This is a genomic window from Bacillus sp. BD48, assembly GCF_046566805.1.
Taxonomy (GTDB): domain Bacteria; phylum Bacillota; class Bacilli; order Bacillales; family Bacillaceae; genus Bacillus; species Bacillus safensis.
Map to the genome: position 1 here is coordinate 354,981 of NZ_JANGFM010000003.1, position 13,748 is coordinate 368,728.

At 40.1% G+C, this 13,748-nt stretch carries 22 protein-coding genes and 1 tRNA gene; 6 read left to right on the forward strand and 17 right to left on the reverse strand.

Translation table 11 applies throughout. The features are described 5' to 3' along the window. The first annotated feature begins 2 nt into the window (after nucleotides 1-2). Nucleotides 3-167: an anti-repressor SinI family protein gene (locus ACLGGR_RS11805; RefSeq protein WP_080967832.1), complete on the forward strand. Its 165-nt coding sequence runs from the start codon at nucleotides 3-5 to the stop codon at nucleotides 165-167. Nucleotides 168-200: 33 nt separating this feature from the next. Further along, entirely contained in the window at nucleotides 201-536 is a 336-nt protein-coding gene (sinR, locus tag ACLGGR_RS11810; protein WP_024422969.1) for a transcriptional regulator SinR, read from the forward strand. A 67-nt stretch (nucleotides 537-603) separates the two neighbouring features. On the opposite strand, the gene tasA is transcribed toward sinR, so the two are convergent. From tasA to tapA, 3 genes are read right to left on the reverse strand one after another with little or no spacing between them, the layout of a single operon-like run. Next, nucleotides 604-1,404 carry a biofilm matrix protein TasA gene (tasA, locus tag ACLGGR_RS11815; RefSeq protein WP_142945993.1) on the reverse strand — a complete coding sequence of 267 codons (801 nt, stop codon included), beginning with the start codon at nucleotides 1,402-1,404 and terminating at the stop codon, nucleotides 604-606. Between the two features lie 54 nt (nucleotides 1,405-1,458). After that, nucleotides 1,459-2,031, reverse strand: a complete 573-nt coding sequence (sipW, locus tag ACLGGR_RS11820; protein ID WP_251216540.1) for a signal peptidase I SipW — start codon at nucleotides 2,029-2,031, stop codon at nucleotides 1,459-1,461. A 51-nt stretch (nucleotides 2,032-2,082) separates the two neighbouring features. Further along, on the reverse strand, nucleotides 2,083-2,610 hold the full coding sequence (gene tapA, locus ACLGGR_RS11825; protein WP_410973117.1) for an amyloid fiber anchoring/assembly protein TapA: 528 nt from the start codon (nucleotides 2,608-2,610) through the stop codon (nucleotides 2,083-2,085). Between the two features lie 302 nt (nucleotides 2,611-2,912). On the opposite strand from tapA, the gene ACLGGR_RS11830 reads away from it, so the two are divergent. Then, nucleotides 2,913-3,191, forward strand: coding sequence for a DUF3889 domain-containing protein (locus ACLGGR_RS11830; protein WP_251216729.1), 279 nt, complete (start codon nucleotides 2,913-2,915; stop codon nucleotides 3,189-3,191). Between the two features lie 33 nt (nucleotides 3,192-3,224). On the opposite strand, the gene ACLGGR_RS11835 is transcribed toward ACLGGR_RS11830, so the two are convergent. From ACLGGR_RS11835 to ACLGGR_RS11875, 9 genes are all read right to left on the reverse strand, one after another. Continuing rightward, nucleotides 3,225-3,419 carry a YqzE family protein gene (locus ACLGGR_RS11835; RefSeq protein WP_024718846.1) on the reverse strand — a complete coding sequence of 65 codons (195 nt, stop codon included), beginning with the start codon at nucleotides 3,417-3,419 and terminating at the stop codon, nucleotides 3,225-3,227. Between the two features lie 59 nt (nucleotides 3,420-3,478). Further along, a complete protein-coding gene (locus ACLGGR_RS11840) occupies nucleotides 3,479-3,862 on the reverse strand; it encodes a hypothetical protein (RefSeq protein WP_410973118.1) in 384 nt (127 codons plus the stop codon). Beyond that, nucleotides 3,859-4,386, reverse strand: coding sequence for a competence type IV pilus minor pilin ComGF (gene comGF, locus ACLGGR_RS11845; RefSeq protein ID WP_410973119.1), 528 nt, complete (start codon nucleotides 4,384-4,386; stop codon nucleotides 3,859-3,861). Before comGF ends, ACLGGR_RS11840 begins: the two co-directional genes overlap by 4 nt. Then, complete coding sequence (gene comGE / locus ACLGGR_RS11850; RefSeq protein WP_142945999.1) at nucleotides 4,298-4,612, reverse strand: competence type IV pilus minor pilin ComGE; 315 nt, start codon at nucleotides 4,610-4,612, stop codon at nucleotides 4,298-4,300. The genes comGF and comGE overlap by 89 nt, the downstream gene beginning before the upstream one ends. Then, on the reverse strand, nucleotides 4,596-5,042 hold the full coding sequence (gene comGD / locus ACLGGR_RS11855) for a competence type IV pilus minor pilin ComGD (RefSeq protein WP_410973120.1): 447 nt from the start codon (nucleotides 5,040-5,042) through the stop codon (nucleotides 4,596-4,598). The genes comGE and comGD overlap by 17 nt, the downstream gene beginning before the upstream one ends. Continuing rightward, complete coding sequence (gene comGC, locus ACLGGR_RS11860) at nucleotides 5,035-5,328, reverse strand: competence type IV pilus major pilin ComGC (protein ID WP_061109348.1); 294 nt, start codon at nucleotides 5,326-5,328, stop codon at nucleotides 5,035-5,037. Before comGC ends, comGD begins: the two co-directional genes overlap by 8 nt. A gap of 16 nt (nucleotides 5,329-5,344) precedes the next feature. Next, the gene (comGB, locus tag ACLGGR_RS11865; RefSeq protein ID WP_410973121.1) at nucleotides 5,345-6,385 is read right to left on the reverse strand and encodes a competence type IV pilus assembly protein ComGB; all 1,041 of its coding nucleotides are present in this window, start codon (nucleotides 6,383-6,385) and stop codon (nucleotides 5,345-5,347) included. Beyond that, entirely contained in the window at nucleotides 6,366-7,436 is a 1,071-nt protein-coding gene (gene comGA / locus ACLGGR_RS11870) for a competence type IV pilus ATPase ComGA (protein WP_251216535.1), read from the reverse strand. Before comGA ends, comGB begins: the two co-directional genes overlap by 20 nt. A gap of 177 nt (nucleotides 7,437-7,613) precedes the next feature. Next, nucleotides 7,614-8,489 (reverse strand): STAS domain-containing protein, encoded by an 876-nt coding sequence (locus ACLGGR_RS11875; RefSeq protein WP_410973122.1) that lies wholly within the window; start codon nucleotides 8,487-8,489, stop codon nucleotides 7,614-7,616. 98 nt (nucleotides 8,490-8,587) lie between these two features. On the opposite strand from ACLGGR_RS11875, the gene ACLGGR_RS11880 reads away from it, so the two are divergent. Then, nucleotides 8,588-8,658, forward strand: a tRNA-Gln gene (locus ACLGGR_RS11880). Nucleotides 8,659-8,713: 55 nt separating this feature from the next. Here the strand turns inward: ACLGGR_RS11880 and ACLGGR_RS11885 are convergent. Beyond that, entirely contained in the window at nucleotides 8,714-9,094 is a 381-nt protein-coding gene (locus ACLGGR_RS11885; RefSeq protein WP_007501232.1) for a Spx/MgsR family RNA polymerase-binding regulatory protein, read from the reverse strand. 213 nt (nucleotides 9,095-9,307) lie between these two features. Between ACLGGR_RS11885 and ACLGGR_RS11890 the strand changes: the two genes are divergently transcribed. Beyond that, nucleotides 9,308-9,550, forward strand: coding sequence for a DUF2626 domain-containing protein (locus ACLGGR_RS11890; RefSeq protein ID WP_003217440.1), 243 nt, complete (start codon nucleotides 9,308-9,310; stop codon nucleotides 9,548-9,550). A 47-nt stretch (nucleotides 9,551-9,597) separates the two neighbouring features. Here ACLGGR_RS11890 and ACLGGR_RS11895 read toward each other — a convergent pair whose 3' ends face one another. Next, nucleotides 9,598-10,236, reverse strand: a complete 639-nt coding sequence (locus ACLGGR_RS11895) for an MBL fold metallo-hydrolase (RefSeq protein ID WP_410973123.1) — start codon at nucleotides 10,234-10,236, stop codon at nucleotides 9,598-9,600. A gap of 157 nt (nucleotides 10,237-10,393) precedes the next feature. Here ACLGGR_RS11895 and ACLGGR_RS11900 point away from each other — a divergent pair, with 157 nt between their 5' ends. Continuing rightward, nucleotides 10,394-10,567: a DUF2759 domain-containing protein gene (locus ACLGGR_RS11900; protein WP_003217333.1), complete on the forward strand. Its 174-nt coding sequence runs from the start codon at nucleotides 10,394-10,396 to the stop codon at nucleotides 10,565-10,567. A gap of 224 nt (nucleotides 10,568-10,791) precedes the next feature. On the opposite strand, the gene ACLGGR_RS11905 is transcribed toward ACLGGR_RS11900, so the two are convergent. The 3 genes from ACLGGR_RS11905 to ACLGGR_RS11915 form a co-directional block, all read right to left on the reverse strand. Beyond that, nucleotides 10,792-11,106, reverse strand: a complete 315-nt coding sequence (locus tag ACLGGR_RS11905; RefSeq protein WP_410973124.1) for an MTH1187 family thiamine-binding protein — start codon at nucleotides 11,104-11,106, stop codon at nucleotides 10,792-10,794. Between the two features lie 76 nt (nucleotides 11,107-11,182). Further along, nucleotides 11,183-12,436, reverse strand: a complete 1,254-nt coding sequence (locus ACLGGR_RS11910; RefSeq protein WP_142946006.1) for an MFS transporter — start codon at nucleotides 12,434-12,436, stop codon at nucleotides 11,183-11,185. Between the two features lie 155 nt (nucleotides 12,437-12,591). Then, complete coding sequence (locus ACLGGR_RS11915) at nucleotides 12,592-13,716, reverse strand: M14 family metallopeptidase (protein ID WP_410973125.1); 1,125 nt, start codon at nucleotides 13,714-13,716, stop codon at nucleotides 12,592-12,594. Between the last annotated feature and the right edge of the window lie 32 nt (nucleotides 13,717-13,748).

The window sequence follows — 13,748 nt, forward strand, 5'->3', positions numbered from 1 at the left end:
GTATGGAAAAGAAAACGAACAAATTAGACAGTGAATGGGTTCAACTATTACGCGAAGCTCGTAATGCAGGACTAACAGTTGAAGAAGTCCGTCATTTCCTCAAATCAAATGAAAAGTCCTCTAAGTCTCCCCCTCTGGTAAGAAGTCATTCTATCAAACCTTTCTGAATGTGCTATAATATCGAAAGGAAGGTGATGACATTGATTGGCCAGCGTATTAAACAATACCGCAATGAAAAAGGCTACTCACTATCAGAACTGGCCGAAAAGGCTGGGGTAGCGAAGTCTTATTTAAGCTCAATAGAAAGAAACTTGCAAACAAACCCCTCCATTCAATTTCTTGAAAAAGTCTCCGCTGTTCTGGACGTCTCGGTTCATACACTTTTAAACGAAAAAGATGAAACCGAATACGATGGTCAATTAGATAGTGAATGGGAAAAACTAGTTCGAGATGCAATGACATCAGGGGTTTCGAAAAAGCAATTTCGTGAATTTTTAGATTATCAAATCTGGAGAAAAAAGCAAGAAGAGGAGTAAAGCGCACGTTTTAGCGCATACTCCTCCAATTGCTATGCAGATCTTGATATCAGCCTAAAGACTGGCTTTATTTTTTATCTTCGCTGTGTGCTTTTTCGTTTTCTTTCACGTAGCCTTTTTCATCCGTATGCTTTTTTGGATTGATCGTTAAACCATTCCACTGAGTCGCTTCGAAGGAAAGATCAATTTGAATCGCATCGCCTTGGTATTTATTTTGGATATAGTGACCAGCTTTATCCTTCGTCTGGTCATTGATAAATTCAATGATCATTTCCATTTTATCGTAATCAAACGGATTCTTTGGAATGCCGTCATACTCTGGAGCCACTGTTCCATCAACAGTTGCTACATTAATTTTCCCACTTTCATGTAAAAACTTCTCATCGACGGCATGACGAAGCTTTTCAAATGCGGTCTGATCCTGTTTTGACGTTAATTGATGCAAGTCAAGCAGGTTTGCATGGTCTAAAATAATATTTTTCGGATAACCATTTCCACCTTCGGCTCCAACCGTAAGAACACTCACCTGAAACTGGCTGAGAAATTCTTCAGCTGTATTTTTACCGCCATTCTTCGCGGAAGATCCATCTGTAAACTGGCTGTAATCAAGACTCATCAGCACTTGGTTTATCGCTAGTGATCCCTTATTATCAAAATGAAATTCTTTCTTGATCCGATCACCAGGTTTTAAGTTCGCAAGGTTGATGGCGCCGGAGTTCTCTTTAGCAGATAAATCCAGCTCTCCTGTCGAGTAGACCGCGTTTGCCTTTTCAATATCATTAAACGCTGCCCATGTTCCCCCGCCAATTAATGCAAGACCTAAAGCCCCTGATAATACACCTAAACGAATTGATTTCTTCATTGCCATGAATAAACCCCCTAATATATTGTTTTATTGAAACCTGATTAGGTTACAAACGATTTAAGCTTGTTCCTCTGACATATGTACATCAGCTGTGTGTCTACGATGTTTCGCTGCCCCCACAAAATGAATAGTTGAATAAACAAGCAGCATGACACCTGGTATAATGAGGAGTAAAGCAGTTCCAGCTGATGTCCCTACATACGAAAGAAGCTTTCCTGCATAAGGAATGTTCACTCCCATATACTGCGCAGTCACCTGATCCGCTTTTACCAGCGTGCCGTCCTGATACATATTATTGTCACCCTTCGTCTCAAACGCTTTATTTGCTCCTTTTCCCTTCACCCCAACAATTCGGTGGGTCACAAATGACTGATCCTGCTTTGTTTGAAACGTGATAATATCTCCTTTTTTGAGCGACTCAGGTGTGGCTACCTGCTTTACGACAATCAGTGACCCAGCTGAAAATTCTGGTTCCATCGAGCCTGATAATACCTGCTTCAATTGATAACCGAAAATCTGAGGTTCTCCTCCTGTTGTTCTTGATGACAACACGACAATAATACAGGCTATCATCACCGTGAACACCATCACATAAAGAATACTCCCAGACATCTTCATCCATTTCTTCATGACTCCTTCTCCCCTTCGCCTATCATTTTTTCACTCTAAAAGACAGCCCATTTAGGACGCCTTTTCTTGACACTTTGAGAGCACCATCTGTTTAGACCAAAAGTATGCCTGATCAGATGCGCTAAACCCTTTAGGATAATAGATTTTAAATGCATAGATTCCATTTGTTTTCGCTTTATCTGTCGTGACAGTCGCTATTTCTTGCGACAATAGGGACTTTATGGAGCCCTTTTCAAGAATATGACCATCTTGTAATGGCTTCTGATCATTTCCTACTTTATGTAATTCCCACTTCCATTCAGAGTACGCGATAGGCTGTCCACTATTTTTTAGTGACATGCTCAGCCTTTGAGGCGCGCAGACTGTTCCTTCGATTATCGTTTGATCGATAAGCTCCAATTGACTTTGATCCCATTTTTTCGGCTGACAATGCTGATCTGTCTGTTCAAAATTTTCACATGTTTTCATGACAAAGTTTTTGTGCTCAACATCATTAAAAGAGGCATTCGTTGGTGTCATGATGCAAGGCGTCAAAATCAAACAAATGGCACAAAAGAGTACAAAGAGCGACTGTTTCATTGATTCCTTCAACTCCTTGAACGGTTGTTCTTTAAAAAGAACGATTATATACAGTATAAGGAAATAACTATCAAAATCAAAACGTCAAATTAGTCCATTTTGTTCTTAAACAAGAACCATCCCGAGAAAATTCTTCCATTTTCTCGTTCTTTCGCCATATTCAATATTTTTTTGTGTGACATTTGTACTTCTTAAAACTTACATAAAAATGTAGGATTTGGTCAGGATAATAAAAGGTGAGGTGATGTTAAGTGAAATATGGAAAAATCATAATAATCATGCTCAGTTTACTGCTGAGTCCTATGATCCTAGACGTAAAACCTGTTGATGCGAGAGGTTTGACTGCCGCCGCAGATCAATGGGAAACGCGAGCAGTCAAAGAAGCAAAAAAAAGATATCCGCTAACGCAAGTCTTATTTAAACAAAAAGTATGGGACCGCCACCGCGATAAGGAATCTGTGAAACAGTATCACATTACGTTAAAAGACCATACAAAAGAATTTGGGGTGTTTGTCACCATTTCCTATAATCCTTACTCAAACAAGGTGAATAAAGTGATTGTTGTGGAGGAATACAGCTAAAGTGGCATAAAAAAACCGCCTGCTGGCGGCTTTTTACTTTCGGCGGTGTCGCTGACGTTTTTTAAGCATCATGGAGAAGCCAAACGGCAGAACCCCAAATAAACGCTGTGAAAACGGCGGTTTCGTTTCCATTTTTTCCTGTTTGTGTTCCTTTCGTTCGTCTCGTGGTGTATTCATATATTTAATGATTTCCTGCGTCATATATTTTACATAGTCATTTGTTTTCAAGCACAATCACCTCTTCTTTCTTCAAGTGTTACCAGGAAGAGGATGATTTTATACACTGGCTATTCAGGGTTTGCCCATCTCATGATTTCACCAGCCTGCCCATCCAGCATTAGTTCCCGCTCATCGGATAAACCATCCTTTGTTTTCACCTTCACCAAAAGGAGGACAAGTTTTTTCTGTTGATCGCATTTTATCCCCTTCAGTGTCACACGGCCTTCTTCAGTATCAATATGGGTTTTCTGCTTCTCACAAATACGTTCTACTGTACTGGCAGCTTCACTCACCCCCACCCTAAAAAGCTGCTGTTTTTTATAAAAAGAAATCGTCAGCTCTGCACTTCTTAGCTCTTTTTGAAAGCCCATCGTTATCGCCCCTAGGATCAAGAGAAAAAATAGAATCGCAGCAAGTACATGCGGATAGATAAACCCTTCCTCTCTTTTCAAGATGTAGGAACCACCCCTTTATATGTGAAAAAAACGACTTCGTACACCTTACCAGATCCATCTGTGACTTTCAGGATAGCTCTATGCCGACTCGTTCTTACATGAAATTGTTTCACCTTATGCAATAAAGGAAGATGTCCAGCTTGATCCGTCCGTTTTCGAAGCATCTCTTGGTATTGCTCAATCGTTATCACTCGCCCTTGATCGGAAATATACTCTAACGCTTTTCCTCCTTTCACCGATTTAACAGCAGCTGCGCGACTTAATTCCTCATCTAATTGCAGGACAGTCTGTTTCCACTCCATCTGGGAAAATAAGTCAATGTCTTCAAAAGGACGAGCTTTCTCAGCTGCTGAAAAGATCAGCACACAGCCAAAAGAAAGAAACAAAAATAGCTGCAATTGCCACAAAGCTTGCAGAAGGGTAAAAGCTTGTTCATCGCTCCACTTGCCGAAAGCATATGGTCTGCTTTTTTTGTACTTTGTATGAAACACATCCTTTCTGTTTACGCCAATTGAGAACATATGTGATCTCGCCTCTCTTCTTTTTGATGGAAGGTGTTGTCCCATTTATGAACGCTTCATTCATCTGTTCATGCAAAATCTGATAAGCTTCAAGCTTGGCTCTTACTTCCTTTTTCCCCATCATGAGTTTTTCATAGACAGGCATGAGCACAAGGGCAGCAAATAGAAAGAGATGACAGGCAAACAGCGTCTCAAACGTACTAAATCCTCTATTGTTTTTGAACATGGATTCGCCCGCTTCCTAAATAAATCGTGAGTTTATACGATTGACTGCCAAATTCGACAATGAAAGATCCACCGCTGCTTGGATGTCCGTTTGCATTAAAATAGATACCTTGCGAGAATGTAGAAGTTTTGATGCTGCCATTTTTATGCTGATAAGAAGCAATGACTTCGTTACTCTTTTGATCTATTACCTGATAAGATACATGCGGCGGATGGATCTCAACATACACACGTGTTTTTTTGATAAATGCAGTATATGATGCCAATTGGAGATCTTGTTTCATGATGTTTACTTGTCTTTTCGCTTCAGCGCTCTCTATTATATTTGGGATTTTCCCTCCCATGATCGACAATAAAATCGATAAAACAAGTAAAATCAACAGCTGTTCAATCAGGGTAAAACCCTTCTCATGTAAAAGTAATTTATTCATGCTTCACGTTGCCGTTTTGAATGACAATCGCTTTTCCATTAGGACAAGTTAACCCCTTTTTGACATAACCTTCTTTTTCTAATTCAGCTAAAGATGGCGTCTTCCCATCATGCTCTAATTCATATGCCATCACTTGTGTGCTGACCATTGATTTGAGCCCTTCACAGCCCTTTTCCTGAATAGCTTGGTGATGACGTGTGATATTCGGTATGGTAATGAGTAAAAGAATGGATATTACGAGCATGACAATTAACATTTCTAAAAGGGTAAATCCTTTATCATTCATGTTTCTGTCCTCCTTCTTACACTTGCTCCATTAATTGATACATTGGTAAAAGAATAGATAAATACACGATCAGTATCAGAAGTGCTGTCACCCCATAAATAACCGGCTGCAGCCAAGAAATCGATTTTTCAATTTTCAGTTCTGCATTCTCTAATAGAAATTGGCTGTACGTGTACATTTCTCTCGCAAGCATTCCGCTGGCTTCACCATGCTTGATGATGGCTGCAAAATGTTTTTCAAAAAAAGGACTCACGCTTACTTGATGTGCCATGCTTTCTCCTTTTCTTAACTCATCCATCATTTGTTCACCTATTTCTTGAAGAAAAGGCAGGTAGCTTTGCTGTTTAAAAGCTTGCAAACTCTCGTACATCGATAATCCAGCCTGAAGCAGTCCGCTGAGCTGAAGAGAAAAAAGGTACGTATGCATCAGCTGCATCCCTTTATATAAAAAAGGTAGCTTACTCATCACCCTCAGTTTCTCAAGGGTCGACTTTTTCCTAAAAAACACAGCATAGTATCCGGTAAGACAGATACACATACAACTGGAGATGAGCAGAAAAGCATGAAGGAATTGAAAAATTCCAAACATTCCTTGAATCAGCCAAGACATGTGGGTATCCATCGATGAGTACAAAACAGAAAATTGAGGAATGATCATTTGCTGAACGAGTATCAGCACGACCAAAACCGTGAAGATGAGGAAAAGCGGGTAACGTAACATGCGTTTAAACGTGTCTAACTGCTTGACTTTTTTCTCTAAAAAACGGGCGCTTTGTTCTAAAGCACGGGCTAGGCTTCCATGCTTCTCAGAAAAACATAGTATGGCGATGACTTCACGCTGAAAATGGAGTCTCTCGAGCACCACATAAAAAGGCTCCCCTTCGTGCAGCCACTGAATACCTAGTTTTAATTGCTGCCGCTGTTGTTTTGATAACTGGATATTCACCATCACTAATGCCTCAATCAATGTATATCCTGCTTGAATCAATTGAGCAAGTTTCGATAAGAATTCAGCTTGTTCTTTTTTAGACCAGGCTTTAGAGGTTCGCTTCTTCATAAACCCAGCGATGATATGTGCTTTTTGATAAATAGCCGAGTGCCACTCCTTTCCGAATTAATCTTTGTAGTGTTTCGTATGACGAATGGGCGTATTCTCCTTTTGCCTCTTTGATACACTCACTAAGCTCCTTTCCATAAAGCAATTCAAATACATTTGTTCGTCTGACTGCCCGATTTAGTTTGCAATAAAGCTCACACGTTTCACCGCAAAAAGGACATGCGAGTTCGATTAACCGCTGAGCAGCGATTGCAACCATTGTTTGTTCGAGTTCATTCATCGTCACACCAAATTCAAGCATTCGATAAAGGGCTCCTTTTGCATTTTTTGCATGAAGCGTACTCAATACTAAATGGCCTGTCAGTGCTGCCCTAATCGCCGTTCTAGCCGTTTCAGCATCTCTTATTTCTCCTAGCACAATCATATCTGGATCATGTCTTAAAATAGCGCGTAATCCAGCGGCATACGTGATGCCGGCTTTTTCATTCACTTGAACTTGTAACACTTCTTCATTTCTCGTTTCCACAGGATCTTCAAGGGTAATAATATTTCGATTAAAATTCTTTTTTGCAAATTGGATTAATGAATATAGTGTTGTTGTTTTCCCTGAATTTGTTGGCCCAGTAAATAAAATGAGTCCATGCGAGTGATTTAAAAAGGATAATAATCTGGCTGAGGCTTTCGGAAATAATGATAGATGTTTTATTTTCGGAACATGATCCTGCGGTAAAATTCTAATCACTAAGCTCTCATCATTCACTGTCGGTAAGGTAGACATCCGAATAAACACTTGGCCGTTTCTTAGCATCACAGCTAGCGAGCCATTTTGCGGCCTTCTTTTTTCCCCGATATCCATAGAAGATAAAAATTTAAAATGTGCAATAAGCCTCTCTCCGCTTTTTTTATCAATGGTTCGCTGCTGGATTAAATCTGAGTCAACACGAAAAGACACCGAAGCTTCCTTTTCTTTTGGCACAATATGCACATCAGAAGCCCTCATGCGGCATGCTTCTTCTAGCAGCTCTTGCCCCAAATATTCAATCCCATACAAGTGGTTCACTCCTTTCTCTGACCACATTGTAGGATGGAGAAACCTGAATGACAAAAGAGCATTTTATGATTTTCATGTCTAATCAAGCATGAAAACCCTCAACTCACGATGCATCACATCATTTTTTAGAAAAGAGCATATAAAAAAACCTGACTTTTACAAGTACAGGTTTTTTGGTCATGATGTGGCTTCTTGCTGCTGCTCTTCAAAAATGCGAAATCCTCTTTTTTCTAAAGCTTTTGCAAGGCTGTGTTCAGTATTTACTTTTGAGAAATCAATGCCGAGTTTCACCACAGTTTGAGCGATCTCTGGGCGAATGCCTGATATAATCGTCTCAATTCCTAGCAGTTTCGCACTATCGACCACTTTAAACAGCTGAAAAGCAACCATCGTATCAACAACGGGAACGCCAGATATATCAATAAATAAATGCGTTAGACGCAGTCTAGATGCCTGTTCTAGTACGGATTCCAAAATGATTTTGGCCCGGTACGTATCGATTTCTCCGATCAGTGGCAAAATCCCGATTTCCTTTGATACTGGAATAACAGGGGCACTCAGTTCTTGAATCATCTCTCTTTGTGCATTCAGCTGACTGAGTGTCACGCGGTCATATTCTTCTGATAAACGCTCAATCATATCATCAAATGTGGCGTGAAAGTGCTGATTCCACTGACACACATCTTGCAGCGTCACTTCAAGCTCTGTTACTTGGGTGAATGTCTCAATCCTCGAACAGAAAATGTGGCGGAAGATCTTAAATTGTCCAATGATTTCATATAACGGCACCTCGTGCACTGCTCGATCACGAGCAATATCAACAGACCACTTTTTCAAATGGTTTTCTACTTTGTCTGACAGTGTCACAAGTGTTGCTGCAATGGTTTGAATAAACGCTGTGTTCTGTTCCTTCAGCTTCATTTCCGTTTCCTCTGAAGCATGTTTAGAATATAATGAGCCTTCTTCTGTTCTTGTCTTTAGCCATTCTTCGGTCATGACAGGGGCTTCTTTTAGGATAAATTCGTATAATTGCTTAGATTTTTCATTTTTCATTTACTTCTTTCGCTCCTTTTTCACTTCAAACTCGTGACATACAACTTTTATGTATAAATGACCGTAGATGGAGAACAATATCATTACACGTTTGATATTGGGCTATAGCCAAGTGGTAAGGCAATGGACTTTGACTCCGTGATCGTTGGTTCGAACCCAGCTAGCCCAGTTCAGCACAAAAACGAAGACGGCTGAAGCTTGTTTCAGCTGATCTTCGTTTTTTATTAGGAAACTGATTGATGAATCGCTTTCTTCTTTGATATTTTCATGAGTTCTCCGGGATTATAGCCGACCACTAATTTATTCCCATCAATGATGATTGGTCTCCGTAGTAGTTTTGGTTTTTCAATGAGAAGCTGCAAAACCTCGTTTACTTTTAAATCATTAATATTTAAATTTAAGCTTTTAAAAGCTTGACTTCTTGTGGCTAAAATTTCATCCATTCCTTCTGTTGTTAAAGAAAGAATCTTTTTTAATTCATCTAGAGTTGGCGTTTCTCTGAAAAGGTGACGCTCTTTAAAATCAATTTGATTCGCCTTTAACCAATGTTTTGTTTTGCGGCAAGACGTGCAGCTCGGGTATGAATAAAAAGTAATGTCACTCATTAGTCTTCCTCCTTAGGTCGTTAACCTTTTCTCTTATGGAGTAAGTACCCTCATGTATTTCGCCATAAACACTTTTTCTTCACTTTTTCAAAAAAATTTTTTCTACATTCGAAATAAATTGTTCACACGTTGTCAAAAATGTAAATGTTTACATAACAAGTGGTGATCAGCTATAATATGAATCAAAGGGGTTTTTTAAGGGGAGGGAAAGAAATGAATCGCATGTTCCGCGTGCTTGGCTTTTGGACGGGTATTTTTGCTGTCATGTTCTATTTAGGACATATGAAAGATGCATCGCTGCTGTTCTTCGGTCAAACCGTTCTTTTTGTATTTTTATCCTACTTGAATTTATCCGAAAGAATGTATATTTACATTTTCGGAGCGTACTTGACGATTTTCTTTGCCGGATTTACATATTATTCGATTTTCATCATGGTTCCCGGTACCGGACATTAATTGAAAAAAGCATCTCTTTTAAAGAGATGCTTTTTTCATGCTTGCGATTAAAAAGAAAATCCATTAATAAACGGATTTTGCTCCTGCTCCGTAAGCACAGTCGTTTCCCCGCCATGCCCACTTAATACAAGAGTTGATTCTGGCAATGACAATAATTTATGATGGATTGATTGAAGCAGCACTTCCTGACTGCCGCCTACTAAATCAGTTCTCCCGATACCGCCTTCAAATAGCGTATCACCAGAAATAACAAATCCTTCTTCCGCCGAATAGTAAGACACACTGCCAGGTGAATGCCCCGGTGTATGGAACATTTCTAATGTAAACGACCCAATTTGAAGCGTTCCTTCTGACGTAATCAATTTTTCAGCTTCTTTGACCGTAATTCCATTCCCAATCAAACGAGCTGAACCATTTAATTCAGCATTCGTGAGCCATTCTTTTTCATTTTCATGTACATATAGCGGCACTCCCCACTCTTCGCGTACCTCATCTGCCGCTCCAATATGATCAAAATGAGCATGTGTCAATAAGACAGCAAGCGGTGTGAGCTGTTTTTCTTTTACATAGGAAATCAGCTTTTGCGCTTCACCGCCTGGATCAAAAATTAAGCACTCTCCCTGCTCGTTTTTCCAAATATATGCGTTCGCTTGTACATAGCCTAATGGCATTCTTCTCCAATTCATTTTCATCACCTACTTTATTCATTCTTTTTTATTATGAAGGCTATTCAATAAAAATTCAAACAATCGTCAACTTGAATCTACTCGACAAGCTTTATGAAAACGGTTAAAATGAAAAGAAAGGAAATCAAGGGGATTGATGACAAAGGGGGACTTTCACATGATGCTCGTCATTATTTTTGGTCTAGTCACGATTTTAGCTGCGCTCGGCATCTATCGCTCACTAAAAAAAGTGAACGTACTTGCCATTGCTTTTGCTGGCGCTACATTTTTGGTTTTTGGATGGTTTACTGTCATGACCATCATCTATAGCGGTTATCCAACTGCACATTAAAAGCCTGCATAATAGCAGGCTTTCAGATTGTCGACAAAGGGCTAAAATGAACTTTATTTTAGCCCTTTGTCTTCTTTTCAGCGTGATAGAAAACCTTTGAAGTCTAGGAAGGACGAGCACTGGCGCAGAGCGAATTTGAAATTCGTGAGCACCAGCGCGCAGGACTGACAAAGAATGCGAGGGTTTGTCTACACGCTGAAAGCCTGCATAATAGCCGGCTTTTTTTATTGATTTAAGTGCTTATTCACGCTTTCTAATTTGCTTGTAAGCGTTGTGGTTTGATCCCGTCTGTCATCGATGCGAATATTGGTCGCTACTCGCTGCAATCCCTTTTCAAAAGGGGCTTCATGAATTCGCTGAATGACCTCAAATAAAACGGATAATTCTCCTTCAATTAACGTATTCATCGGTGTTAATTGATATTTGATTTTTCCTTCTTGTTGAAAGCCTTCTAAGATTCTTTGTACATCTGCTACGTAAGCACTGACACTTGGTGTTTCAGTGCCTATTGGAATGATGGTGACGTCTGCTATAGCCATAATTTTTCCCCTTTCAATCAAATTCTTATGTAATCTCGTCCTCATTGTACCCTATCCTTATTCAATCATGCCACGCTCACGTTGCATTTAAGCCAGGTTTGTCTCGTTCTATCGTCAAATCCGCTCTCTCTACCTTCCCGATCTTTGTAAACAGAAGCAGGCATATACCTGAAACAGCTTCAATGATGCCGCCAGCCGCAATGACATACCCAGACCCAAATATTGTTGCCATATAGCCGCCAAGGAGGGCGCCTAACGGAATCATTAAGTAGGAAATCATGTTGATGATCGCATACACTTGCGGCTGATCCTCTGCCTTTACTGACAATTGAATCATCGTATGTTCGGGTACGTTAACTGCACTTATGGCTGCTCCTAAAGCAAAAGCTGATATAAACACAAGAGGCAACAATGCGTTCATACCTGTGATGAAGAAGGCGATTCCATCAACAATCCCAGCGCCTATAAACAGCAATCCATACCGATTCACTTTTATCTTTGTCAACACAAATCCCATCAAAAATGCGCCTAGTGCAGTTGTGACTTTGATGAATGAATAGACGACTGGTCCACTATGTAAGTCTTCCGTTAAATAAATAACAGACAATGCTTCCCATGGTGCCGCAGCAAAGTTTGAACAGACACAAAAAATCGCTAATGGAAACAAAATATGATGGCTTCTAACAAGTGAAAAACCTCGAATTAATCTTTTGCCGTAAGATAATCCTTTTTTGGCTTTATCGATGATGGCTTCTGTTTGATATGAAATCATTAGCACCAATAAAGCGGACAAAAGGTAAAGTGGAATGATCACAAGCATTGTATAGCCTACCCCTACAAATGCAATCATGACACCACAAATCGTTACCGTCACAAGTCTTACTACATGACTTGCTGATTGGATGGTTGCATTTGCTTTTTGTATGAGGTCCTCATGGACAAGCTTTGGGATAATCGATACAGATGCCGGTTCATAGGAGCCTCCTGTCGCCGAATGCAGCAGCATACAGCCAATGATGAGGACTAATGGTGTGAAACCATAAAAATAACTGACCACGATCACAAGGATAATTGCTCCTCGTGTTAAATCAGCAAAACACATCCAAAATTTCAATTGATGCGGCTTCATCATGGGCGTAATAAATGGCCCAACAATGGCTTGAGGAACAAAGCTGACTGCAATAAAAAAAGCTGTCCCTATGGCCCCTTTCCCTCCTAGTACTAAAAGCCACAAGATGGTGTTGAAAGATAAACTATCAGCCGTAATTTTGCACATTTTAGAAACAAATAAATAAGTAAAATTTCTTTTCCACAGGCTTTGAGCACTCAATAGTCGACATCTCCCTAAATCATATCCTTTTTTTTACATCCATACCTTTCACAATAGCTTACATGGGGTTCTTCGTCAATTACTTCAACATTGTTTTTATTGACCATAAGCAATTGAATATTTCCCAAATATGAAAAAGCACCAGACAGGTGCTTTTAACACTTACACGCTTCCCACAAAAGCCGCTTTGTTTTTTCATAGATTGAATCAAATTGATCCATGGAAAGAGGATTTTTCCCTAGACCAAGCTCGACTGTATAGCCCTCACTATGAAATTGATAAATAAACCAATCGCGATAGCCTGCATAGCTGTCGAGATATTGGATCGGTTTGTAGCCGCTCACTTGTTCGAATCGTTTGACCGTTTCTTTTGAGATGGCTGGCTCATGGCCAAGAAAACCCCAATAGATCTCTTCTCCTTGTGTATGAAGGGCGATCAGCCGGTCAAATCGTTTTCGCAACGCAAGATTTGCCATCGCTTTCGCTTCTGGTTCTGTTAATGGCTCGCGTCCAGGATAATCACGGTAGGACGGTGCCTTCGAATGATGACGATAGTACTCGATCTCCCAATAAGCAGGGAATTGATTGTTTAAATCCACCCCTCGAATATTTGCTTTCCATTCCCGGTAATCGGAATATCCACCGTTTAGCAGTGTGAATTCTTCACGATGAAGACCTAGTGACTCCGGTCCATTACGAACTAAATCCACTCCATCTGGATTGACCATTGGCACGATGGATAAAGCGGTGGTCTGCAGGATATGAACCGCTTCGTAATGTCTTGCTTGCACCGGGTCAGACGCTGCTAAGCAAAGCGATTTCAGCCATTTTAATAAAACAGATGTCGTGATCCATTCATTTGCATGAAATGAGGCATTGAGATGAATAGAATGTAAATGCTGAACAGGCTCTGTTCGGATCTCATAAATAGGTGTATCAAGCACTGATTGGCCAATGACGCTGATATGAAGAAAAGGAAATACAGCTTTCAAGCGGCTCAGCTCTTCTTCTAATTGAGCGCTATCATATTCAAATGTTCCATTGATCCAATCATCGGATTGCTGCAGTCTGTAAGGTGCAATAAATCTCTGCACATCACCTATCGAATCACATACATGGACTCCTTCTGGAAGTCTATATCCTGGTAAAAGAAGCTCATCAGTGCTTGTTTGATTTGATAAATGAAAAGCCGCTTTTCCTATGCCAAGCTGCTTTGCCACATCATCCTTCCCCGCTTCATCCAGCTGCCATTCAATTTTTCCAAACGACGTTGTCTTCATTTACATCCCTCCTCTCATACTATATGAGCCGG